This window comes from Streptomyces sp. 11-1-2 (genome assembly GCF_003595545.1).
Classification (GTDB): domain Bacteria; phylum Actinomycetota; class Actinomycetes; order Streptomycetales; family Streptomycetaceae; genus Streptomyces; species Streptomyces hygroscopicus_B.
In genome coordinates, this window is record NZ_CP022545.1 from 6,693,459 (window position 1) to 6,715,429 (window position 21,971).

The 21,971-nt window shown below is 69.2% G+C and carries 17 protein-coding genes and 1 pseudogene; 12 read left to right on the plus strand and 6 right to left on the minus strand.

Annotation, left to right across the window (positions count from 1 at the left end; all coding sequences use genetic code 11):
* Positions 1-987, minus strand: a complete 987-nt coding sequence (locus CGL27_RS28630; RefSeq protein WP_119990912.1) for an alpha/beta hydrolase — start codon at positions 985-987, stop codon at positions 1-3.
* Positions 988-1,230: 243 nt separating this feature from the next.
* On the opposite strand from CGL27_RS28630, the gene CGL27_RS28635 reads away from it, so the two are divergent.
* On the plus strand, positions 1,231-1,527 hold the full coding sequence (locus CGL27_RS28635; RefSeq protein WP_078643054.1) for a GYD domain-containing protein: 297 nt from the start codon (positions 1,231-1,233) through the stop codon (positions 1,525-1,527).
* Between the two features lie 130 nt (positions 1,528-1,657).
* Here the strand turns inward: CGL27_RS28635 and CGL27_RS28640 are convergent, their stop codons facing one another.
* The gene (locus tag CGL27_RS28640; protein ID WP_119990914.1) at positions 1,658-3,121 is read right to left on the minus strand and encodes an FG-GAP and VCBS repeat-containing protein; all 1,464 of its coding nucleotides are present in this window, start codon (positions 3,119-3,121) and stop codon (positions 1,658-1,660) included.
* 483 nt (positions 3,122-3,604) lie between these two features.
* Between CGL27_RS28640 and CGL27_RS28645 the strand changes: the two genes are divergently transcribed.
* Positions 3,605-4,051 (plus strand): cupin domain-containing protein, encoded by a 447-nt coding sequence (locus CGL27_RS28645; protein WP_119990916.1) that lies wholly within the window; start codon positions 3,605-3,607, stop codon positions 4,049-4,051.
* Between the two features lie 295 nt (positions 4,052-4,346).
* Here CGL27_RS28645 and CGL27_RS28655 read toward each other — a convergent pair whose 3' ends face one another.
* Positions 4,347-4,937, minus strand: coding sequence for a TetR/AcrR family transcriptional regulator (locus tag CGL27_RS28655; RefSeq protein ID WP_119994589.1), 591 nt, complete (start codon positions 4,935-4,937; stop codon positions 4,347-4,349).
* Between the two features lie 300 nt (positions 4,938-5,237).
* Between CGL27_RS28655 and CGL27_RS28660 the strand changes: the two genes are divergently transcribed.
* Complete coding sequence (locus CGL27_RS28660) at positions 5,238-6,197, plus strand: chlorophyllase (RefSeq protein WP_240450663.1); 960 nt, start codon at positions 5,238-5,240, stop codon at positions 6,195-6,197.
* 41 nt (positions 6,198-6,238) lie between these two features.
* Entirely contained in the window at positions 6,239-6,727 is a 489-nt protein-coding gene (locus CGL27_RS28665) for a hypothetical protein (RefSeq protein ID WP_240450664.1), read from the plus strand.
* A 417-nt stretch (positions 6,728-7,144) separates the two neighbouring features.
* Here CGL27_RS28665 and CGL27_RS28670 read toward each other — a convergent pair whose 3' ends face one another.
* The 3 genes and pseudogenes from CGL27_RS28670 to CGL27_RS28680 all read right to left on the minus strand — a co-directional run bounded on the left by CGL27_RS28670 (position 7,145) and on the right by CGL27_RS28680 (position 9,131).
* The gene (locus CGL27_RS28670) at positions 7,145-7,366 is read right to left on the minus strand and encodes a hypothetical protein (RefSeq protein WP_078643058.1); all 222 of its coding nucleotides are present in this window, start codon (positions 7,364-7,366) and stop codon (positions 7,145-7,147) included.
* Between the two features lie 330 nt (positions 7,367-7,696).
* Complete coding sequence (locus tag CGL27_RS28675) at positions 7,697-8,347, minus strand: CoA transferase subunit B (protein WP_119990918.1); 651 nt, start codon at positions 8,345-8,347, stop codon at positions 7,697-7,699.
* Positions 8,347-9,131: pseudogene (locus CGL27_RS28680) on the minus strand (CoA transferase subunit A). Before CGL27_RS28680 ends, CGL27_RS28675 begins: the two are co-directional and overlap by 1 nt.
* Positions 9,132-9,514: 383 nt before the next feature.
* Here CGL27_RS28680 and CGL27_RS28685 point away from each other — a divergent pair.
* The 8 genes from CGL27_RS28685 to CGL27_RS28720 all read left to right on the plus strand — a co-directional run bounded on the left by CGL27_RS28685 (position 9,515) and on the right by CGL27_RS28720 (position 21,693).
* The gene (locus CGL27_RS28685) at positions 9,515-10,228 is read left to right on the plus strand and encodes a GntR family transcriptional regulator (RefSeq protein ID WP_119990920.1); all 714 of its coding nucleotides are present in this window, start codon (positions 9,515-9,517) and stop codon (positions 10,226-10,228) included.
* A gap of 156 nt (positions 10,229-10,384) precedes the next feature.
* Positions 10,385-10,816 carry an ATP-binding protein gene (locus tag CGL27_RS28690; RefSeq protein WP_240450665.1) on the plus strand — a complete coding sequence of 144 codons (432 nt, stop codon included), beginning with the start codon at positions 10,385-10,387 and terminating at the stop codon, positions 10,814-10,816.
* Positions 10,817-10,881: 65 nt separating this feature from the next.
* Positions 10,882-12,036, plus strand: coding sequence for a pyridoxal phosphate-dependent aminotransferase (locus tag CGL27_RS28695; RefSeq protein WP_119990922.1), 1,155 nt, complete (start codon positions 10,882-10,884; stop codon positions 12,034-12,036).
* 160 nt (positions 12,037-12,196) lie between these two features.
* Positions 12,197-14,311 carry a hydantoinase/oxoprolinase family protein gene (locus CGL27_RS28700; RefSeq protein WP_240450666.1) on the plus strand — a complete coding sequence of 705 codons (2,115 nt, stop codon included), beginning with the start codon at positions 12,197-12,199 and terminating at the stop codon, positions 14,309-14,311.
* Positions 14,308-16,041: a hydantoinase B/oxoprolinase family protein gene (locus CGL27_RS28705; protein WP_119990926.1), complete on the plus strand. Its 1,734-nt coding sequence runs from the start codon at positions 14,308-14,310 to the stop codon at positions 16,039-16,041. The genes CGL27_RS28700 and CGL27_RS28705 overlap by 4 nt, the downstream gene beginning before the upstream one ends.
* A gap of 82 nt (positions 16,042-16,123) precedes the next feature.
* Positions 16,124-17,488 carry an MFS transporter gene (locus CGL27_RS28710; protein WP_240450667.1) on the plus strand — a complete coding sequence of 455 codons (1,365 nt, stop codon included), beginning with the start codon at positions 16,124-16,126 and terminating at the stop codon, positions 17,486-17,488.
* Positions 17,485-18,054 (plus strand): cysteine hydrolase, encoded by a 570-nt coding sequence (locus CGL27_RS28715; protein WP_240450668.1) that lies wholly within the window; start codon positions 17,485-17,487, stop codon positions 18,052-18,054. The genes CGL27_RS28710 and CGL27_RS28715 overlap by 4 nt, the downstream gene beginning before the upstream one ends.
* Positions 18,055-18,183: 129 nt before the next feature.
* The gene (locus CGL27_RS28720; protein ID WP_119990928.1) at positions 18,184-21,693 is read left to right on the plus strand and encodes an indolepyruvate ferredoxin oxidoreductase family protein; all 3,510 of its coding nucleotides are present in this window, start codon (positions 18,184-18,186) and stop codon (positions 21,691-21,693) included.
* Positions 21,694-21,971 lie beyond the last annotated feature (278 nt).

Below are 21,971 nucleotides of genomic sequence, written 5' to 3' on the forward strand. Positions count from 1 at the left end.
CTAGGACGCGGGAAGGGAATTCAGCCAGTCGACCAGCAGCCGGTTGATCTCCTCGGGGCGCTCCTGCTGGATCCAGTGGCCGCTGTCCTCGAGGATGTGCGAGCCGGCGAGTCCGGGCAGCGTGGTCGGGTACGCCTTGATCGCGTCGCCCATCCAGGTGGTGGAGGCGTCCAGGCCGCCGCCGATGAAGAGCGACGGCTGGGTGATGGGCGCACCGTTGAACTCGGTCAGGTCCTCCCAGTCCCGGTCCATGTTGCGGTAGCGGTTCAGCGCCCCGCTCGTTCCGGTCCGCTCGAACTCACCGGCGTAGACATCGAGGTCCCGCTCGCTCAGCCAGGCGGGCAGGCGCCCGGCGGGGAACCGCTCGCGCATCGCCGCGCCGCGCGTGATGAAGTGCGGGTCGGGCAGGTCGGGTCCGGGCATGGTGTCGCCGGACAGCGCGGCGTAGATCCCCGCGAGCCAGCCGCGTACATCCGGTTCGATCTCCGCCTCGGCCCGTCCCGGCTGCTGGAAGTAGGAGACGTAGAACTCCTCCTCCCCGCCCATCCCGGCGAAGACGTCACTGGGCCTGGGGCCGCCGGACGGGGAGTACGGCACGCTCAGCAGCCCGACCGCCCGGAACACATCCGGCCGCAGCAGGGCGGAGTTGGCGGCGATGGGCGAGCCCCAGTCGTGGCCGATCACCACGGCGGACTCCTCGCCGAGCGCCTCCACCACGGCGGCGTTGTCCGCCACCAGCTCCCGCATCCGGTACGCGTCCACCTCCCCGGGCCTGGACGAGCGCCCGTATCCGCGCACATCGATGGCGGCCACCCGGTACCCGGCCGCGGCGAGCGCCGGGAGCTGGTGGCGCCATGAGTACCAGGACTCCGGGAAGCCGTGGACGAGCAGCACCAGTGGGCCGGTGCCCTGCTCCACGAGGTGGATCCGCCCGGCGGGGGAGGACACCAGGCGGTGGGTGAGGTCGGTCGTGGGTGGCTGCGGCATGGTTCCCTCCCGGGGTGCTCGGACACGCCCTCCGCGTGGCGGCCGACGATCCGATCCTGCCGTGATCTCGGCGGCGCGGGCCATGCCTGTTGCCGGTTCGGCAAACCTGACCGTGGCCGTCGACCGCGTCCGGTGGGCCAGGTGTACACCTGTGCCAGGTGTGCCAGGTGTGCCAGGTGTGCGGATTCAGGACGTCGCTCCCAGAATTGATCTCAGGGGGTTCTTCTCCTGGGAGGTGAGGGCGTGGCGACCTACATCACGCTGCTGAACTGGACCGAGCAGGGAGTCCGCGGCTACAAGGACACCACGAAGCGCACCGAGGACTTCTCCGCGGCGCTGAACAAGCTCGGGGCGAGGCTCGTGGACATCTACTGGACGGACGGGCCGTACGACCTGGTGTGCATGGTCGAGGCCCCCGACGACGAAACCGCCACCGCGGCGTCCTTGCAGCTCGGCGCGGCGGGCAACGTACGCACCACGACCCTGCGGGCCTTCGGCCTTGAGGAGATGCGGGGGATCATCGCCAAGGCCGCGGGCTGAGGAGATTACGCGGGGGAGGGCCGACCGCTGTCGGGGCAGGTGCGGCCGGATCGTCCGGTTCGGCCGGTGGCCCGGCCCGGGAGGGCCGGGCCACCGAACCAACAACGGGGTGGTGCTACCTGCGGTGGTGCTACTTCGTGGCGCGGCCGGACAGCTCCGTGCCGAAGGCGGCATCGGTCGCCGGGGAGCCGAGATCGCCCGGCCCGATGAGGGCGGAGCCTTCGGCGGTGAGCCCGTCGGCGCCCGCGTACAGGAGCGCCACCGCGCCCGCGCCCTCGGTCCGGTTCGGGATCCCGATGGCCAGGTCGGGCTTGCCGTCGCCGTTGTAGTCGGCTGCCGAGACGGCCTCACCGAACTTGTCGTTGCCCGCCATCTCGCCGGGAACGCCCTCGGTGTCGAGGGAGAAGGTCTGCGCCCCCGCGTCGGTCAGCCAGTTCTTGGTGCCCTTGAGCACGGTGATGGCGCCGGCGTCGTTGTAGCCGCCGGGGGCCTCGGCGGCGGTGTCGCTGACGACGAGGTCGTCAAGGCCATCGCCGTTGATGTCGGTGAGCTGGGAGGCGGTGCCGTTCTGCGCCTTGCCCTTCCAGTTCACCGGGTTCGCGGTGTCGAGGCCCTGGGCGGTGCCCGGGTACGTCCGCAGGCGCTGGTCCTCCGGACCGTCCTCGAAGCCGGTGTCCGTGACGACGTCGTCCTTGCCGTCGCCGTTGATGTCACCGACCACGGCCTGGTACGAGGCGAACGGCAGCGCCACGTCCTCGCCCAGCGACGTGCTCTTCAGCCCCCCGGACGAACCGGGCAGCACGCCGAGCGTGCCCTCGTCGGCGGGGTCGTCCTGGTAGGCGACGGTGACCAGGTCGGCGAAGCCGTCCCCGTTGATGTCGCCCGAGGACAGGTGCTCGATGCCCGCTCCGCCGCCGGGCGGGGTGACGCTGGACATCTTCGGGGTGGCCGTCTCGCGCAGGTTCGCCGCGCCGCTGACGATCTGGACCGCGGTGCCGTCGGAGATGGCGATGTCGTCGCGGCCGTCGTGGTTGTAGTCGCCCACGGCCATCGTGTCGCCGAACATCGCGTAGGCGGTGGCCTTCGGCGCGTGGAAGGCGATGGCGTCGCTGGACAGGCCGTCCTTCGAGCCGAAGACGACCGTCACGGAACCGGCCCGCTTGGTGTCGCCGATGGCCTCGTGGTTCGCGGCGACGATCAGATCGGTGTACCCGTCCCCGTCCACATCGCCGCGCACCACGGCCGAGCCGAAGTGATCCCCGGCCTCGGGCGTGCCGGGCACCCCCGCGCTGGCCTGCGACAACGTGCCGCGCCGACCGGTGTCCACGCCGCTCTGGGCCCCGTAGGTCACGCCCACGTAGCCCGCCTTGGACTTCCCGGAGACGGTGCCGTCGGGCGCGCCCACGCCGAGGTCGGCGTATCCGTCGCCGTCGAAGTCGCCCGTGGTCTTTCCCGCCGCGGCAGCCCTGGGGGAGGGCTGGTTCTGGTCGGCCCCGTCGCCGTTCGACACGACGGCGCTGGCCCCGGCGGCCACAGCGGCGGTGACGACGGCGCCGACCGCCACACCCACCACACCTCGGGTTCTATTGCGCACAAATCCTCCATCAGTAACGCATTGGTCGCCCCTGAGCCCCGACTGCCATCTGTCTCCCCCGGCGGCCGGAACGGAAGGGTCGCCAAAGTAGAGTTGTCCGGAAGCTGAATGGTTGCCCAACAAAGAAGAACGAGACCGGGCCGTGATCTCCGCCTGGCCGACCCAACTCCCTTGCGATGTGGGGCACTTGCCCCTGGGGGCGCGGATGCGCCCACCAGTCCCCGCAACTGAGCGTGACGAATCGTCCTATCCGGCACGGGGATGGCACGGCGGTGGCAGGGCGACCCTCTCCGTGGGGATCTGAGGCGACCTTCCGCCCCGTAGCTCCGATGCGCGGGCGAGTCGGTCAATCGGGGGAGCGGCCGGCCCCCGCGTGCGCCGCGCGCCACATCGTCGCAATCTGGACGCGTGACCTATCGGTACACGACGAACCACACCGACTGGCGCTGCTGATCCGTCCGGCCCACCACTGGAGGTCCCGCCATGTCCAACAAGGAGCCGGCGGCAGGCACCGCTCAGAGCACACGGCGCTCGGAAGCATGGAGGACGGCGTTCACCATGCTGCAGTCGGCGAAGCCGCCGTTCGTTCCGGAGGGGGCAGAGGCGATGACGGTCCTCGTCGAGTACCCTCCCGGCGACCCCGGCGCCCCTCCCCACCGGCACTCGGGCCCCGCCTTCGGCTACATGCTGGAGGGCGAGATGCTCTTCGAGCTGGAAGGCGAGCCGGAGCGGGTGATCAGGGCCGGGGAGTCGTTCTGGGAGCCGGGTGGCGATGTCATCCACTACCAGGACGGAAACAACCGGACAGACTCGCGGAGCCGCTTCGTCGTCACCATGATCTGCGCCCCGGACCAGCCCATGCTCACCCTGGTCGAAGACGAAGAGCTGGCCCAGCGCCAACACCTACGGGCTCCCCGCCCGGGCAGTTGACCCACCCCTGACACCGACTCCGGACGCCCAATGCCCCGCCAGTTGCCACCCGCGCAGCCAACGGCGGCCTTTGGGTCACGCTACTTCTGGAGGCGATACATCACCTTGCCGTCGTGTGGCTCCACGCCCAGCGCCGCATGGAACGCCAGCGTCGGGGGGTTTCACGATCAGCGGTCTACTCCGCACGCGAGCACCCCGCCTCAGAGGGCAGTCCATCCCCGACGCAGGAGGTCCGGCTCCTCTGGCCGAGCCCTCCAGGGATCGACGAATGGATCGAACGGAACCGGCGCCGCGGTCAGCGTGGTTGGCGTAGCCCCGCGACGAGGAGCTTGACCAACCGACGGGCGTCGTAGTGGGGATCGCTTTCGGCGCCGATGCAGAGGTTTCCCATGCCGCGCATGAGTTGGTAGGCGCTGAGGCCGGGGCGGATCTCACCGGAGGCGACGGCGGCGTCGAGGAGCTGGGTGCACACCGGCAGAAGGCGGTCGAGGAAGTAGGCGTGCAGCGTTTCGAAGCCGGTGTTGTCGGCCTGCATCGCGGCGGCCAGGCCGTGCTTGGTGACCAGGAAGTCGACGAACAGCTCGACCCACGCTTCGAGGGCGGCGTGCGGTGTCGGGCTGGTCGCCAGCAGGGCCGGGCCTGCCTCGGCGCAGGCTTCGACCTGGTGGCGGTAGACGGCGATGATGAGGTCCGCCCGGGTGGGGAAGTGGCGGTAGATCGTGCCCATCCCGACACCGGCCTCGGCCGCGATGTCGCGTACCGGTGCTTCCACGCCCGAGGCGACGAAGACCGCGGCGGCCGCGTCCAGCAGGGTCTGCTGGTTGCGCCGGGCGTCCTTGCGCCTGGACCCGGCTGAGCTTCCCGCGCTCTGGCCGCTGTCGTTCACCACGGCACTCGCACTCCTTCCATGACCGGCCTTGCGAAACGGAACATCGCTCCGTATTATTAACGGAGCAACGTTCCGCTTCAGCCATGATGGCAGACCGGGGGACGGGCGGCCAGGCCGTCTCCTGTCCTCGCACGCTCCACCGGACCGACAGCACACCCGGTCGCCGATACCCGGCGTCGATGCGGCCGGGTGTGAGAAACCCTCCTCGCCCCCCAACCCTGGCCCGCCCGCGGCGCCCCGGACCACCCCGGGCCCACCGAACCACCAGCGCGAAGAAACCGAACGGAAGGCACTCCCATGCCCACGCCCATGCCCGACTCGAACACCACGAACGCGCAGCAGATCCCGGGGGCGGCGCCCACCACAGTGGTATCCGCGAAGCCGGTCGTGCTGCCCGCCCCGGGCCGCGGAGAGGATCTCCAGGTCCGCGTGTCCGCCCCCGCGACCGGCGGCGATCTGCCCGTCATCGTCTTCTCGCACGGCTTCGGCTGGTCGATGAACGGCTACGCCCCGCTGGCGGACTACTGGGCCGCTCACGGCTTCGTGGTCATCCAGCCCACCCACCTCGACTCCCGGACGCTCGGCATCCCCGCCGAGGACCCCCGTACGCCGCGGATGTGGCGCTTCCGTATCGAGGACCTCACACGCGTACTGGACGGACTCGACGTCCTGGAAGCCTCCGTCCCGGGCCTCGGCGGGCGCCTCGACCGCGACCGCATCGCCGTGTCCGGCCACTCCTGGGGAGCCCAGAGTGCGAGCGCGCTGCTGGGCGCGCGCGTCCTCGGCTCCGACGGCGTTCCCGGCGAGGACATGTCCGACCCCCGCGTCAAGGCGGGCGTGCTGTTCGCCCTGACCGGCCTGGGCGATGATCTGACCCCGTTCGCCGTCGAACACCTCCCCTTCATGCGGCCGTCCTTCGACACCATGACCACGCCGGCCCTCATCGTCGCCGGGGACAACGACCAGTCCCACCTGTCCACTCGCGGACCGGACTGGTTCACCGACCCGTACACCTACAGCCCGGGAAGCAAGGCCCTGCTCACGCTCTTCGGGGCGGAGCACTCGCTCGGCGGCATCCCCGGGTACGAGGTCGCCGAGACGACGGACGAGAGCCCCGCGCGCGTCGCGCTGATCCAGCACCTCAGCACGGCCTTCCTCCGCAGCGCCCTCCACCTCGAGGACATCAGCTGGAAGACGGCGGTCAGCGCCCTGGAAGACGACCCCAGCGCGCTGGGGAAGCTGCAGCGCCGCCGCTGAGCGCACCCGTCTCGATCCCCACCTTCAAGAAGGTCGGTGAAATGCTGGGCGGATTCCTCGCCGACACCACGGGCGTCGACATCGTCGACTACCGCATCTCGGGCACCTGGGGCCCGCTCGGCCACACCGAACCGTTCTTCGCCGCGCCCGCCCTCATCCACGCCGCCGCCCGCGGCACCGCCCCGGACCTCTCCCACCTCATGGGGCCGGCCTTCGCCGAGGACGGGATCGACCTCAACTACGTGCCGGACACCGGGCGTGCGCTCGCCCTCCTCCAGCTCGCGGACAAGCTGAACCACCGCACGTACAACGTCGGCTCCGGCCGGGCCACGACCAACGCCCAGCTCATCGAAGCGATCAAGAAGGTGGCCCCCGACGCCCAGGTCGACCTCCCCACCGAAGGAGACACCCCGCCCACGGTCCTCGGCATCAGCCGCCTCCGGGAAGACACCGGCTACCAGGCCGAGTACGACACCGAGCGAGCCGCCGGCGACTACATCGCATGGCTGCGCGCAGGCAACAAGACCTGACCAAGGCTCACCCGGCGTGCGGCGGACCCTCACCGGAGGCTGACACCACCACGCCCGACGCCCGCCGAAGTGGGAAGGGCCCGGCACACGGTCTCGTCCGAACGATGGTGAACGGGGCCCGGACGGCCCCGGCCGGCTCCCGACACCACCGTGACTCGTGGGCGCTAAGCCGCCTTGGGGCGCGCCGCACACATGCCCGAAACGGGTCCCTGTGCATCGTTGAGCAGGAAGACCTCGTCTTCCCCGAAGTCCGGGGCCTGGAACGGGTCTGTCGTCGGAAGCGGCAATGCTGCTGCGGTGGAACAGCGGGGTTGCGCTTCCGGAGCGGAGAACAGCGACGTGAGATCGATGAGAGGTCTCTCTTTCGGTGCAGGTTCCTGAAGGGCTCTGGCGTGCCGTGACCGGGCACAGCGGGCCCTACAGCTTGGTCATCTTGGCGTACGGGCTCAAGATCCGCATTTGCGCCGAGCCGAAATCCACGAGCGCCGCGATTCCATCCTCGATGCCGATCACCCGGCCGAGGCCGTAGATGTCGTGCGTGACCTGGTCGCCCACGGCGAAGTGCTTGGGATCTGGTGTGACCGGCGCCTTGAAGGGGCTGGTAGGCAGATGACGCTTCGATGCAGCAGGTTTTGTCATTGGCCCCCCAGTATGCGCCTACGTCCATCCCCTTCGCTGCGGCTGTCCACGTCCTCTGCGCAGCACAGACCCGGACGGCACCGACCGCTTTGGCGGCGAGGCCGGGCGATCAAGGGTCTGACCTGCGGATTCTCCAGCGGATGTCAAACACCCCGGGCCCTGATCGGCTCGGGGCGTTTTGGCTGGTGCCCCGGCAGGATTCGAACCTGCGACACCCGCTTCAGGAGTTCGATCACTGCTCGGCACCGCCGGGGAGCCGCCTGGCCACGCCGGCCGTGCCAGACCGCCTAAGAGTGCTGGCGTCCGGGGACCGGGATACCGGCGGGCGCGTCACGTCGGCCTGGAGGCCGCCCGGACGTCGAGATGCGCTCCGGTCCTGTCCACGATCTCATCGGTGGAGACGCCCGGGGCGGCCTCGGCGAGGACCAGGCCGTGTTCCGTAACGTCGATCACGCCCAGGTCGGTGATGACGCGCTGGACGCACCGTTTGCCGGTGAGGGGGAGCGCGCACTCCTCGAGGATCTTCGGACTGCCGTCCTTGGCCGTATGGTCCATCAGGACGATCACGCGCCGGGCTCCGTGGACGAGGTCCATGGCGCCGCCCATCCCCTTGATCATTTTCCCGGGGATGGTCCAGTTCGCGAGATCTCCGGTGGCCGACACCTGCATGGCACCCAGGATCGCCACGTCGATATGCCCGCCCCGGATCATGCCGAAGGACAGGGAGGAATCGAAGAACGAGGCTCCCGGCAGCACGCTGACGGTCTCCTTGCCCGCGTTGATCAGGTCCGGGTCCACCTGATCAACGGTTGGATAGGGGCCCAGACCCAGGATGCCGTTCTCGGATTGCAGCACCACATGGACGCCGGCGGGCAGATGGTTGGGCACCAGGGTGGGCAAGCCGATGCCGAGGTTCACATAGGAGCCGTCAGGCAGTTCGCGGGCCGCCCTGGCCGCCATCTCGTCCCTGGACCAGGCCATCAGTTCTCTCCTCCCGCCGTGACGATGTGCGCCGTGCGCACGGTCGTCTTCTCGATGCGCTTGTCCGCGGCTTCCGCCGTGGTGAGCGCGAGCACCGACCGCACGAACACCCCGGGGAGATGAATCGCGTCAGGGGCGAGCTCTCCCGGGTCGAGGAGTTCTTCGACCTCCGCGATGGTCACTCGCCCGGCCATGGCCGCCAGGGGGTTGAAGTTCCGCGCTGACTTGTCGAAGACGAGGTTGCCGTGCCGGTCGCCCTTGGCCGCCCGTACCAGAGCGAAGTCGGTGGTGATCGACTCCTCCAGTACGTACTGCGCCCCGTCGTACTCGCGCACCTCTTTCCGCGGCGAGGCGACGGCGACATTGCCTTCGGCGTCGTAGCGCCAGGGCAGTCCGCCCTCGGCGACCTGGGTTCCCACACCCGCGGGAGTGAAGAAGGCGGGTATGCCGCAACCGCCCGCGCGCAGCCGCTCGGCCAGCGTGCCCTGGGGCACCAACTCGAGCTCGAGGTCGCCCGCCAGGTATTGGCGGGCGAACTCCTTGTTCTCGCCGACATACGAGCACATGGCGCGTGAGACGCGCCGTGCCTCGAGCAGTACGCCCAGCCCCAGCCGTCGACGCCGCAGTTGTTGGACACGACGCTGAGCTCTGCCGCTCCCTGCTCCAGGAGCGCCTGGATGAGTACGGCGGGGATACCGCAGAGGCCGAAGCCGCCCACTGCCAGTGAGGCCCCGTCGTGGATCTCCGCCACGGCTTCGGCGGCGGAAGTGACGACTTTGTCCATGAACACCCTCCGTTCGAGGTCGGGTTCGCCGGAGATGGCGAGCCGTCGACAGCGCACCGCCGTTTCGCGCCGGTCAGGAAAGTGGCGGCGGCGCGGCCGGGTTCGCGGGGTCGGCGGCTCCGGCCGTATGCCCGGGAACTGCCGAGTGTCGAGGAGGGCTCGCTGCCGGCCCAGGTCCGAGATGGCGGGCGGCCAGGCGAAACCAGGAGCCCGGAGGCTCCGCAGTTAGTGAACGTTAACTCGCGGTGGACGTTAGCGGGCGCCGCCGGAGCTGTCCACCCCCGTGCTTCGGTGCCGAGGGCGACGGCGTAGGGGGACCGGGACGGCGGGACTGAGATCTCCGTATCCGGAACGTGAGATCGCAACTGCGTTAGGGTGGCGATGTGAAGTATCTGCCGGGCATCCTGAGTGAAGACCATCCGAGCCTCAGCGCCACCGAGCGTGCATACGCCGCCATCAAGCGCCAGATCATTCAACTCGAGCTGGGGCCTGGCATTCATGTCACCAAGTCGGCCCTGGTGCATCGGGCCGGCGTCGGCACGATGCCCGTCCGGGAGGCGCTGACCCGGCTGCAGAGGGACGGTCTGGTGCAGGCGCTGCCCCGCTCGGGCTACCGCATCCTGCCGGTCACCCTCAAGGGGACCCGTGACCTCTGCGCTTTCCGTCGGCTGCTGGAGGTGGAGGCGGCGGGTCTCGCGGCGGAGATCGGGTGCCCGGAGCGCGATCTCGCCCGGATGGAAGAGCTCCTGTCGGTCACGTACGAGACGGGCGACGCGGCCGGTCTCGACGCGTTCCTTCGCGCCAACCTCGAATTCGACGCGATCATCGCCAATCGATGCGGCAATGACATGCTGGCCCAATCGGTCATCCGCGTCTTCGACGAGTTGGAGCGAGTCCTGCGGATCACGCTGAAGTCCCTGCCCTTCTCGGAGCCGGCCGCGCACCAGCGGCGGGAGATCCTCGAGGCCATCCGGGGCCGTGACCCGGCCGCGGCCCGCGCGGCCATGAGTGCCAGAACGCAGGCCGCCCAGGAGCAGATCATCGACCAGCTTGTGTCCCATGCGTCGCTCGCCGAGGTCAGTATCAGCGTTACCTGATCCCAGAGGGCCGGATTCATCTCGCGTCCCCCGAGGGGTTGACGGACGTTCCCTGGAGTGGTGGGCTGGGAACTGAGATCTTAGATGTGCATATAGAGATCTCAGAAGGGGGTGGAAGCTCATACTCACGCCCGCTGCCGCATCGAGATGATCACCATGAACGCCACAGCGCTCTTCCGGACCGACCGGACCTTCTCTCTGCCGCCCTCCGCCGCCGACGTGCCCGGGATCCGGAGCGCCCTGGTGGGCACCCTCCTCGAATGGGGGCTCCCCGAGGGCGGTGAGCTGGTCCACACCGTGGGTCTCGTCGCCTCGGAGCTGGTGACCAATGCCGTCATCCACGCCGGCGTGCTCACGCCGAGCATCGTCGTCATCCTCAGGATCGGTGCGGGCGGAACCCTTGAACTCGGTGTCCGCGACAACTCTCGCGACATTCCGAGGCCACGGGCCGCCTCCCCGGAAGCCGACCATGGCCGCGGGACGGCGATCGCCGATGCACTGCTCACCGAACTCGGCGGAGGTCTGACGACCGAACCGCATCCCGTTGGCAAGACCGTCTGGGCTCGGCTGCCCGGCGCGTTCTTGTGAGCCCGGCCGCCTGTCCGGCCCGCCGTGGCAACGCTGTGGCAACCACGATCCGTGAAGGGAACCTGATGAATCTGGAACGTCTGCCGGCCCTCGAACTCGCCGACCGTGCCCGGATGGCACCGCCGAGCCGGGCGGCCATGATCCCCTTCCGCGGTGTGCCGGTGCTTCCCATGCCGGAGCATGTCGTGGAGGCGGTGCGGACCGCCGCGGGCGAGGTGTTCCCCCGGCGCAGTCGCGGTTCCGAAGAACTCCGTCAGGCGATCGCCTCGCGGCTGGGGGTCGCGCACGGGCTCGTCGTGGACCCGGAGGGCGAACTGCTGATCACTCATGGCGCCCAGCACGGGATGAGTGTGGCGCTGAGGGCTCTGCTGTCACCGGGCGACGAAGTGGTGGTACCCGCTCCGAGCTATTTCTTCGACGGCGTGATCCGCCTGGCGGGAGCCCGGCCGGTGTACGTACCGTCCGACGAGAGCCGCGGATGGGATCATGTCCCGGCGGCTGTCGAGGCCGCGATCACTCCGGCCACCCGGGCACTGCTGGTCTGCAATCCCAACAATCCGACCGGTTATGTGCCGGGTCGGGAGCGGCTGTGCGGGCTGCTGGACATCGCCGCGCGCCACGGTCTGATCGTCTTCTCCGACGAGTCCTACGAGCGATATGTATGGGACGGGCCCGGCTATGTGCCGCAGATGCTGCTGCGCGATCACCATCCGGATCTGGTCACGGTCACCAGCCTCAGCAAGAACTACGCCTTCACCAGTTGGCGGGTCGGATATGTGCACGCCCCCGCCCATCTGCTGAAGCCGATACACCACGCCTTCGAATGGGACGCCATCAACGTCGGCGACGTGGCCCAGGCCGCGGCGCATGCCGTCATGACCGGTCCGCAACAGTGGATCGAACAAGAGTTCGCCACCATGCGGGCCAGGCGTGACATTCTTCGCGACGGGCTGGAGCGTGCCGGTCTCGCTTCGGTACGCCCCGACGCCGGCGTTTTCGTCTTCGCCGACTGCACCCCTCTCGGACTCCGTGGGCGCCGGCTGGAGCGGCTGCTGCTGGATCACGGTGTGACGGCCATCGCGGGAGACGCCTTCGCCGGGCCGGATACGCACGTCCGCATGGTGTACGGGGGATCCGCCGCCGACCTCGAGGAAGCGGGGCGGCGGCTCAGTGAGCTGACGCGGCGGAGTGCGGGGGTCCGCTCGGCTCTCGTGGAGTAGCGGAACAGAAGACGACGTGCGCGGTGCGGTGGGGTGCCGCATGAGCAGCAAAGATCTTAGATGGCCATTGATGAGATCTCAGTTCTCCCCTAGGGTCATCGCAACTGCCGGAGGGGCGGCGCGATGCAGCCCTCTAGGGCCACCTTTCAAGGAGCCGAACGTGCCAGGACCTGCCAAGACCGATCTCGACGGAAGCTGGCGCGTCGCCGCCGACATCGGTGGGACGTTCACCGATGTCATCGCCCTGGGCCCCGGAGGCCGGGTCGTCCCCGTGAAGGTCCTCTCCACACCGCCGGACTTCGGCAGCGGCGTGCTCGGCGGAACCCGGGCCGCGCTGTCCGCGGCGAGCGTGCTCCCGAGCCAGGTCAGGGCGATGCTGCACGCCACCACGGTGGCCACCAACGCCATTCTGGAGATGCGCGGTGCACGTACCGCGCTGGTGACCACGCGGGGATTCCGGGACGTGCTGGAACTTGGACGCCTGCGCCGCCCCCTGCTGTACGACCTCTCCTGGCAGCGGCCGACCCCGCTCGTTGCCCGGCGTCACCGCTACGAGATCGACCAGCGCATCACCGCCGACGGGCATCTCGAGCCCCCGGCGGACTCCGCCGAACTGGCCCGTGTGGCGGGCGAGATCCGGGCCGCGGACATCGAGGCGGTGGCGGTGTGTCTGATCAACTCCTATGCCTGCCCCGAGGAAGAGCGCCGGGTCGCCGCCGAACTGCGGGCCCTCCTGCCCGGCACATACGTGACCGCCTCCGTCGACATCACACCTCAGATGCAGGAGTACGAGCGCACCAGTACCGCGGTCGTCAACAGCTATGTGGGGCCCCAGGTCCATGACTATGTCACGGCGCTCGGCGAGGGCTTGCGGGAAGCGGGCGTCTCCGCGCCCTTGATGATCATGCAGTCCAGCGGTGGACTCCTCGACGCGCCCTCGGTGGTGGGGCGGCCGGTGCAGATCATCGAGTCGGGGCCCGCCGCCGGTGTCATCGCCGTACGGAAACTCTCCCGGCTCATGGGCCTCGACTCCGTGGTCGCCTTCGACATGGGCGGCACCACGGCCAAGGCATCCCTCATCGAGAACGGCGAGCCGTTCGTCGCGGGCGACTACGAGGTCGGCGGGGGCATGAACATCACCCGCGGCCTGGGCAAGGGGGCGGGATACGCGCTGCGCGTGCCCTCCATCGACATCGCCGAAGTGGGCGCGGGCGGGGGCAGCGTCATCTCCACCGACGTCGCCGGATCCCTGCGGGTCGGACCGGAGAGCGCCGGCTCCCGGCCCGGTCCCGCCTGCTACGGCAACGGAGGGACCAGCCCCACTCTCACAGACGCCAATGTGGTCCTGGGCTACCTCAGCTCGCAGGCCCTGGCCGGCGGGCGGGTGACCATCGAGCCGGACCTCGCCCGGCGGGCCATGGCCCCGGTGGCCGAGGACCTCGGCGTCGACATCCCGGCGGCCGCGCGCGGAGCCTACGAAGTCGCCGTGTCCAGCATGACCAAGGCCGTCAAGGCCGTCACCAGCGAACGCGGCCGCGATCCGCGGGAGGCGGTCATGGTGGCCTTCGGCGGCGCCGGGCCGCTCTACGGCGCGGCCATCGCCCGTGAGCTCGGCATCGAGACCGTCATCGTCCCCGTGCACACCGGGCTGTTCAGCAGTCTGGGACTCCTCGTCGCCGACACCGAACGGCAGGCGGTGATGCCCTACCGGGCAGACCTCGACGCGCTCGACCTGCTCGGCGCCGAGTTCGACCGTATGGCCAAGGACGTCACCGAGGCACTGCGCGAGGCCGACCCCTCGGCGCACACCGAGGTACAGCGGGTCCTCGACATGCGCTACCGCGGTCAGCGATTCGAGCTGTCCGTCACCGTGCCGGGCGGGAAGCTGGACTCCGGTCTGATGGCCTCCGCGCGGCAGCGGTTCCACGCCGAGCACCACCGCACCTACGGCCGGGCCGGCACCGACGAGCTCGTGGAGATCGTCAACCTCCGCGTCCGCGGGCGGGTGCGCAATCCCGTGAGTGTCGAGCGGATTCTGAGCCTCCTGCCGTCGGCGCCCAGCGCCGAAACGACTCGGGCGTGCCGATTCGACCGGAGCGAGCCGACCCCGGTGATCGCCCGCTCCGCGCTGTCGCGGGAACCCCGGCAAGGCCCCCTGGTCATCGAGGACATGGACTCCACCACCCTCGTACCGCCGGCGGCCACCGCCCACCGCGACCGCTTCAACAACATCGTCATCAGCTGGACGACCACAGCACCGGAGGCCACCTCATGAGCCCGCGCCCGATCAGCGACGCCGCCACGTTCGAGGTCCACCGGAACGCGGTCACCGGACTCGCGGACGAAATGGCGATCACCATTCTGCGCACCGCGCACTCCCAGATCGTGGCCTCCAGCATGGACTTCTCGGCCGCGCTGTGCGACGCCTCCGGACGGGTGATCGCACAGGCCAACACCTGTCCGGTGCACCTCGGCTCCATTCCCGAAGCCATGAGCGCCGTGCTGGAGAGCTTCGGCGACTCCGTCCGCCCGGGCGATGTCTACCTGCTCAACGATCCCGACCTGGGCGGCATGCACCTGCCCGACATCTTCGCCATCGCCCCGGTGTTCACCTCCGGGCAGGAGCTGATCGGCTACTCGGTCACCGTCGTCAACCACGTCGACGTGGGCGGCTGGGCCGCGGGATCCATGGCGGTGCAGTCCACGAGCATCTTCGCGGAAGGCGTGCAGATACCGCCTTCCCAGCTGTGCGACGCGGGCACGCTCAACGAGACGTTCCTCGCCCTCGTCCTGCGCAACGTACGCGAGCCCGAGCTTCTGCGTGGCGACCTGGAAGCCCAGCTCGCCGCGTGTCACGCGGGCGGGGAAGGACTGAAGGAACTGGCCGAACGCCACGGCATCGACGGGCTGACCGCGCTCAACGACGAACTCCTCGACTACTCCGAGACGCTGCTGCGCGCCGCCCTCGCCGAGGCCCCCGACGGTGCCTACGCGTTCGAGGACTTCATCGACGACGACGGCATGGGTTCGCCGCCCATCCCCTTCCGCGTCACCGTCACCATCACCGGGGACCGTCTGCACCTGGACTTCACCGGGTCCTCGCCCCAGGTCGCCTCGGCGCTCAACGCCACCGAGTCCTTCACCCGGTCCGCCTCCTACGCGGCCATCCAGGGCGCCCTGGGATCCGACATCCCGGCCAACAGCGGCTTCTACCGGCCCCTCACGTTCACGATCCCCGAGGCATCCATCCTCAGCGGCCGAAGGCCCTCGGCACGTGGAGCCCGGGGCCTGGTCGCCTACCGCATCATCGACACCGTCCTCGGCGCGCTGGCTCCCGTCTTCCCCGACCGGGTCCCGGCCGCGGGCGACGGCGGCCCCGACTCCGTGGCCATCGGCATCACCGGGCAGGACGGAACCACCAACGTCCTGTGGGACATCCTGTGCGGGGCCTGGGGAGCCCGTCCGGACCGCGACGGTGTGGACGGCGTGAGCCCGCTCGGCGCCAACCTGGCCAACGTACCGGTAGAGGAACTCGAGCAGTCCGGCCATGTGCGCATCGACGGCTACGGCTACCTGCCCGACACCGGCGGCCCGGGCCGATGGCGCGGCGGCCTGTCGACCTTCCGCGATATGACGGTTCTCGCCCCCACGGTCTCGGTGCAGATTCGCTCCGACCGGCGCACACACCTGCCCTACGGTCTCCGGGGAGGAGCCCAGGGCACGGCGTCGTCCAACATCCTCAACCCCGGCACCCCCCAGGAGCGGGAACTCCCCGCCAAGGTCGTCCGCGACCTCGCCTCCGGCGACCGCCATCGGCATGTCACCGCCGGCGGAGGCGGCCATGGGGACCCCTTCACCCGCGACCCCGACCGTGTCCTCCAGGACGTACTCGACGGAAAAGTCACCGCTTCCGGAGCGGCCCGCGACTACGGAGTCGTCGTCACCCCCGACGGCGCGATCGACACGGCGGCAACACGGCGACGGCGCGCCGCCGGATGCCGTTAGCACTGCCCCGTCCCCGTCCCCGTCCCCGTCCCCGTCTCCCACCTCACCACCCGCGGACCCCGTTCACCGAGAGGATCCCGTCATGGCCGAGGTCACCGCCCTGACAAAGACAGACGATGACATGCGTCTTGTATGGCGCAAAGTAGGTATCCGCATCATCCCGCTCATCGGCCTCGCCTACGTGATGAGCTATATCGACCGTGCCAATCTCGGCTATGTGGCACAGTCGCTCGACAAGAGCCTCGGCATCACCGCCGGACAGATGGGCCTGGCCTCCGGCCTGTTCTTCATCGGCTACATTCTCGTGGAAATCCCCAGCAATATGATGCTGCGCCGATTCGGAGCGCGGAAATGGATCACCCGAATCCTTGTCTCCTGGGGCATTGTCACCATGGGAACCGCGGCCGTGCAGAGCGTCGGCCAGCTCTATGTCATGAGAATCCTGCTGGGTTTCGCGGAGGCCGGGCTGGCCGCCGGAATCCTGCTGTACCTGACCTTCTGGTTCCCCAGGAGACAGCGGACCTGGGCCATGTCGGTCTTCTTCATCATGATTCCGCTGTCCGGCATCGTAGGATCGCCCCTCGCCGCGGCCATGCTGTCCTGGGGTGAACAGCTCACCGGGTACGCCGGGTGGCGGTCGTTGTTCCTCATCGAGGGCCTCTTCACCGTCCTGTCCGGAATTCTCATCTTCAGCTTTCTGCCGGACCGGCCCGCCGGCGCCAAATGGCTGACACCCCAGGAGAAGGACGCCATCCAGCGTCAACTCACCCTGGAAGCCGACCAACAGAACGCGCATGGCGCCCTCACCGGGGTGCGTCAGGCGCTTACCAGCGGACGAGTGTGGATGCTCGCCCTCGCCTTCTTCGCCATCGTCTTCGGCCTGTACCCCATCGCCTTCTTCCTGCCGACGATGATCGCCACCCTTACCGGAAACGGCTCCGCGATCTCGGATGTCAACAGTGTGCTGCTCGCCGCCATCCCGTCGGCGATCGCCATCGTCGCCATGCTCGCCTGGGCCAGGGTGGCGGCCCGCCGGTCCGTGGTGTTCTCCACGGCGATACCCCTGGCCTTCGGCGTCGTAGGTCTGCTGCTGGCCACCTTCACCCACCACGACGTCCTGTTCATCGCGGCGTTCTGCGTCAGCGTCTCCGGTGTCTACACCGCCATGGCGCAATTCTGGCGACTGCCGCCCCTGTGCCTGACCGGTGCCGCCGCCGCCTCCGGCATCGCGCTGATCAACTCGGTGAGCAACGTCAGCGGATTCGTCGGCCCCTATATGACCGGCGCCATCGCGGATGCCACCGGCGACTTCACCTACGCCCTCCTGGTCATCGCCCTCATGCTCGCCGCCGGATTGGTGATCCTGCTGACGGCCGGGCGCAAGGCGGAGCGGTCGACCGCCCAGGAACCACTGCCCCAGGCCCACGAAACGGAGAAGATCGGGTGACCGGCCGTACCGACACCGCACTGATCGTCGGTGATATGCAGACAGGCATCCTGGCGAACCACCCATTCAGCCGGGCGCCCGTACCTGCCATGCAGTCTTTGGTACGCGCCGCTCGTGTGCACGGCATCCTCGTTGTCTTCGTACGCACGGAACTGCGGGTATCCGGAGTCGATGTCTCGGCGAACAACACTCTGTTCACGGCGCTTCACCAAGCCGGCACGTTGTTCCACGAGGGATCCGGGGAGACGGACATCATTCCGCGATTGGCACCGCAAGCGGAGGATGTCGTCATCACCAAGCGCCGCACCAGCGCGTTCGCCGGAACGGAACTCGAACTGGTGCTGCGCGCCCAGCGCATCGAAACGATCGCGCTGACCGGAGTGGCGACCAGCGCCATGGTCGCGGGAACGCTCTACGACGCCCTGGACCGCGACTACCGGGCCACCGTCTTGAGCGACGCCTGCGCGGATGCCGCGGGGGACGTCCATGACTTCTTCATGGAGCGGATTTTCCCCGCACGAGGCGCGCGGGTGACGACAGCGGGTTCCTGGCTCGCGGAACTGTGAATCGCTCGGTGACGCGCACTCCTCGGTGACGCGCATTCCTCATTGACGCATGTCCCTATGCGACCCCTGGTGTCATTTCCATTGGCCCCGGTCCATTCCCCGAGGCCCTTGAGAGTTAGGTGATATTCGATGTCCGCACCGGTTGTCCACGCGGCGACGGATGGTGATTTCACGCTCGACGACCGTTATCTGAGGGAGCGGGGGACGGTCTATCTCACCGGCGTCCAGGCCCTGGTACGCGTCCTCTTCGACCGGATCAGGCATGACCGGCGGCTGGGACGGGAGACCGCGGCCTTCGTCTCGGGGTACGAGGGCTCACCCTTGGCCGGCTTCGACCTGGAGCTCGCGCGACGCTCCGCGTTGCTGGCCGAGCACGCCATCTCCCATCAGCCGGGGCTGAACGAGGAGCTGGCGGCGACATCGGTGATGGGCAGCCAACTGGCCGGTGAGGCGACCCGTATGGGGCCGGACGGTGTGATCGGGCTCTGGTACGGCAAGTCCCCGGGGCTGGACCGCGCGGCCGACGCCTTCCGGCACGCCAACCTTGTGGGTGTCCCGGCCATGAGCGGTGCGCTCGCGCTCGTCGGCGACGATCCGGTGGCCAAGTCCTCGACGGTGCCGTGCGCGTCCGAAGGCGCCCTGGCGGACCTGGCGTTGCCGGTCTTCTACCCGGCGGATTCGCAGGACATCCTGGACTACGGACTGCATGCCGTGGAACTGTCCCGGGCCAGTGGCGTCTGGGCCGCGATGAAGGTGGTCACCAACGTGGCGGACGCGGCCGGCACCGCGATGGTCGACCCCGGCTGGCGCCCTCCGGCCCTGACCCCGCAGGGCGGCGCCACACCGTACAGCCACCGTCCGAGCGCCCATCTGCTGGGCACCAGCCTCGCCGCGCTGGAACGAAGCCTGTACACCGTACGGCTGCCGCTCGCCATGGAATACCTCCGCGCCAGCGGTATCAACCGCTTGATCAGTAGCACCTCCGCCGACCGGATCGGCATCGTGGCCGCGGGGAAGCCGTACCTCGATCTCCGCCAGGCGCTGCGCGACCTGGGGCTCGACGAGAAGGACCTCGCGCGCCACGGGATCCGCGTACTCAAGCTCGGTGCGATCCACCCCATGGAGCCCACCATCATCAGAGAGTTCGCCAGTGGACTCACCGAGATCATCGTGGTGGAGGAGAAACGGTCCTTCATCGAGGCCGCCATCAAGGACATCCTCTACGGAGTGCCCGACGCGCCCACCGTGCACGGCAAGACCGGCCCGGAGGGGACGACGCTCTTCAGCGAGATCGGGGAACTGGGTCCCGAGACGATCGCGTCCGGACTCGCCCGCCGCCTGACCGCACACGGGGACATCGGCTCCGTCACCGCCTGGCGGACAAGGCGCCGCGGGGAACGCATCTCCCTCCCCCTGCTGACCCGGACGCCGTACTTCTGCTCCGGCTGCCCGCACAACTCCTCGACGAAGGTTCCCGAAGGCTCGCTGGTGGGAGCCGGTATCGGCTGCCACACCATGGCCGTGTTCATGGATCCCGCACAGGTGGGGAACGTGGTCGGGCTGACCCAGATGGGCGGTGAGGGCGCCCAGTGGATCGGGATGGCCCCGTTCGTCGGCGACGAGCACTTCGTACAGAACATCGGCGACGGCACGTTCACGCACTCCGGCAGCCTCGCGGTACGGGCGGCCGTCGCCGCCGGCGTCAACATCACCTTCAAACTCTTGTACAACTCGGCCGTCGCGATGACCGGCGGCCAGGAAGCGGTCGGCGCCCTCCCCGTCGACCGGCTGGCCGCACTGCTGCTCCTGGAGGGTGCGGCGAAGGTGGCCGTCACCAGCGACGCCCCCGATCGTCTGCGCAAGACCAGGCTTCCCAGGGGCGTCGAGGTCCGCCATCGCGACCAACTCCTCACCACTCAGGAAGAGCTGGCCGCCATACCCGGGGTCACCGTGCTCATCCACGACCAGGAGTGCGCGGCCGAGAAACGGCGGAAACGGCGCCGCGGCAAGGCGGCCACCCCCGATACGAAGGTTGTGATCAATGAGCGGGTCTGCGAGGGGTGCGGGGACTGCGGTACGAAGTCCAACTGCCTGTCCGTCCATCCGGTGACTACGGAGTTCGGCCGTAAGACGGAGATCAACCAGTCCTCGTGCAACCTGGACTACTCCTGCCTCGACGGTGACTGCCCGTCCTTCCTGACCGTCGTCCCCGGGCGACACGAACGCCGCCAGGACGTGCCCGACCTGGCCGCCGAAGCGCTGCCGAGGCCTGAGCGGCGGACCATTTCCGATGACTTCACGGTGCGCATCACGGGAGTGGGCGGCACCGGCGTGGTCACGGTCGCCCAAGTCGTCGCCACCGCCGCGGTGATCGACGGCAAGCAGGTGCGCACCCTCGACCAGACGGGGCTGGCGCAGAAGGGCGGCGCCGTGGTGTCGGACGTCAAGATCACGTCCGAGGTGGTGGAGCAGGCGGCGAAGCTCGCCACCGCCGAATGCGATCTCTACCTGGCCTGCGACGCGCTGGTGGGCGCCGATGCGCAGTACCTGGCGGCGGCCGACCCGGACCGGACGACCGCCGTGGTCTGCACAACCGAGATCCCCACCGGCCGGATGATCATCGATCCCACGGTCACGTTCCCCGAGCAGAACCGTATCCGCTCGGCCATCGACGCGGTCAGCGCGCATGCCGTGTACCTGGACGCCCGCGCTCTGGCGGAGGCGTTGTTCGACGACGACCAGTACGCCAACGTCCTTCAGCTCGGCGCGGCGTTCCAGACCGGAGCGCTCCCACTGACCGCGGCGGCCATTGAACGCGCCATCACGCTGAACGGCACGGCTGTGCAACGCAACCTCCAGGCATTCCGGCGGGGCCGTCAGCTCGTCGAAGACCCCGAGGCATTCAAAGCCGCCACCACGCCCGGCCCGTCGGCCGGCCCCAGGAGAGTCCACCCGGCCTCCGCACGGGTGCGGGCCTTGGTCGGCGCGGAGCCCGGCTCCGAACTGGCACGCCTGCTGGACATCCGGGTGCCGGACCTCATCGCGTACCAGGACGAGCGATACGCGCGGGAGTACGCGTTGTTCGTCGAGCGGGTCCGCCGTCACGAGCCGACCTCCACCGCGGTCACCGAGTCGGTGGCCCGCAACCTCTACAAGCTCATGGCCTACAAGGACGAGTACGAGGTCGCCAGACTCTCCCTCGAGGAGTCGCTGACCCAGGACATCGAGGCCCGGTTCGGTAGCGGGGCGCGGTACTCCTACCGGCTGCATCCTCCGGTGCTGAGAGCACTCGGCATGGAACGGAAGATCAGCCTGGGCCCCTGGTTCCGCCCGGTGTTCCGGACCCTGCGGGCCATGCGCAAGGTCCGCGGAACCTGCCTGGACCTCTTCGGCTACGCGCACCTACGCCGCGTCGAGCGCGAGCTGATCCAGGAGTACCGCGACACCATCCTGGGAGCCCTGTCCACCGCGCGGCCCGCCGATCTCGAAGCCGTGGTGGAGCTGGCAGAACTCCCCGACATGGTCCGCGGCTACGAGCGGATCAAGCTGGACAACGTCGATGCCTACCACCGGCGGCGGTCCGAGCTCCTGGAGAAGCTGCGGCCCGCACCAGTCCAGGAGACGCCGACGTGTCGCTGAGGCGGCCGGCCGGGCCAACGGCGCCGAAGGCGGCTTCCAGCCCGTCGTGGCCCTCGGCGAAGTGGGCCCACCTTCGCTTTCTGTGCTCCGGTTCCTGACAGGTCGTCGCTGGCGAGAGGGATCTTGCGGGGGCTGTTCCCTCCTGCGAGCCACACGCGGGTGACCGCCGACGCAACCAGCTCACCGGCCTCGGGCCAGTCCCTCGGAGATGCTCGCTCACGCAAACGGCCCCGGACGAGGAGTCCGAGGCCGAATAGAGCGCCTCCCTGAGGAGGGAA

What these genes read in the sequence shown, in the direction of transcription:
- CGL27_RS28630 (WP_119990912.1), bottom strand. Translation starts at nt 987, where the DNA reads ATGCCGCAGCCACCCACGACCGACCTCACCCACCGCCTGGTGTCCTCC.
- CGL27_RS28645 (WP_119990916.1), top strand. Translation starts at nt 3,605, where the DNA reads ATGTCCAACAAGGAGCCGGCGGCAGGCACCGCTCAGAGCACACGGCGC.
- CGL27_RS28660 (WP_240450663.1), top strand. Translation starts at nt 5,238, where the DNA reads ATGCCCACGCCCATGCCCGACTCGAACACCACGAACGCGCAGCAGATC.
- CGL27_RS28665 (WP_240450664.1), top strand. Translation starts at nt 6,239, where the DNA reads ATGCTGGGCGGATTCCTCGCCGACACCACGGGCGTCGACATCGTCGAC.
- CGL27_RS28670 (WP_078643058.1), bottom strand. Translation starts at nt 7,366, where the DNA reads ATGACAAAACCTGCTGCATCGAAGCGTCATCTGCCTACCAGCCCCTTC.
- CGL27_RS28675 (WP_119990918.1), bottom strand. Translation starts at nt 8,347, where the DNA reads ATGGCCTGGTCCAGGGACGAGATGGCGGCCAGGGCGGCCCGCGAACTG.
- CGL27_RS28690 (WP_240450665.1), top strand. Translation starts at nt 10,385, where the DNA reads ATGAACGCCACAGCGCTCTTCCGGACCGACCGGACCTTCTCTCTGCCG.
- CGL27_RS28695 (WP_119990922.1), top strand. Translation starts at nt 10,882, where the DNA reads ATGAATCTGGAACGTCTGCCGGCCCTCGAACTCGCCGACCGTGCCCGG.
- CGL27_RS28705 (WP_119990926.1), top strand. Translation starts at nt 14,308, where the DNA reads ATGAGCCCGCGCCCGATCAGCGACGCCGCCACGTTCGAGGTCCACCGG.
- CGL27_RS28710 (WP_240450667.1), top strand. Translation starts at nt 16,124, where the DNA reads ATGGCCGAGGTCACCGCCCTGACAAAGACAGACGATGACATGCGTCTT.
- CGL27_RS28720 (WP_119990928.1), top strand. Translation starts at nt 18,184, where the DNA reads ATGTCCGCACCGGTTGTCCACGCGGCGACGGATGGTGATTTCACGCTC.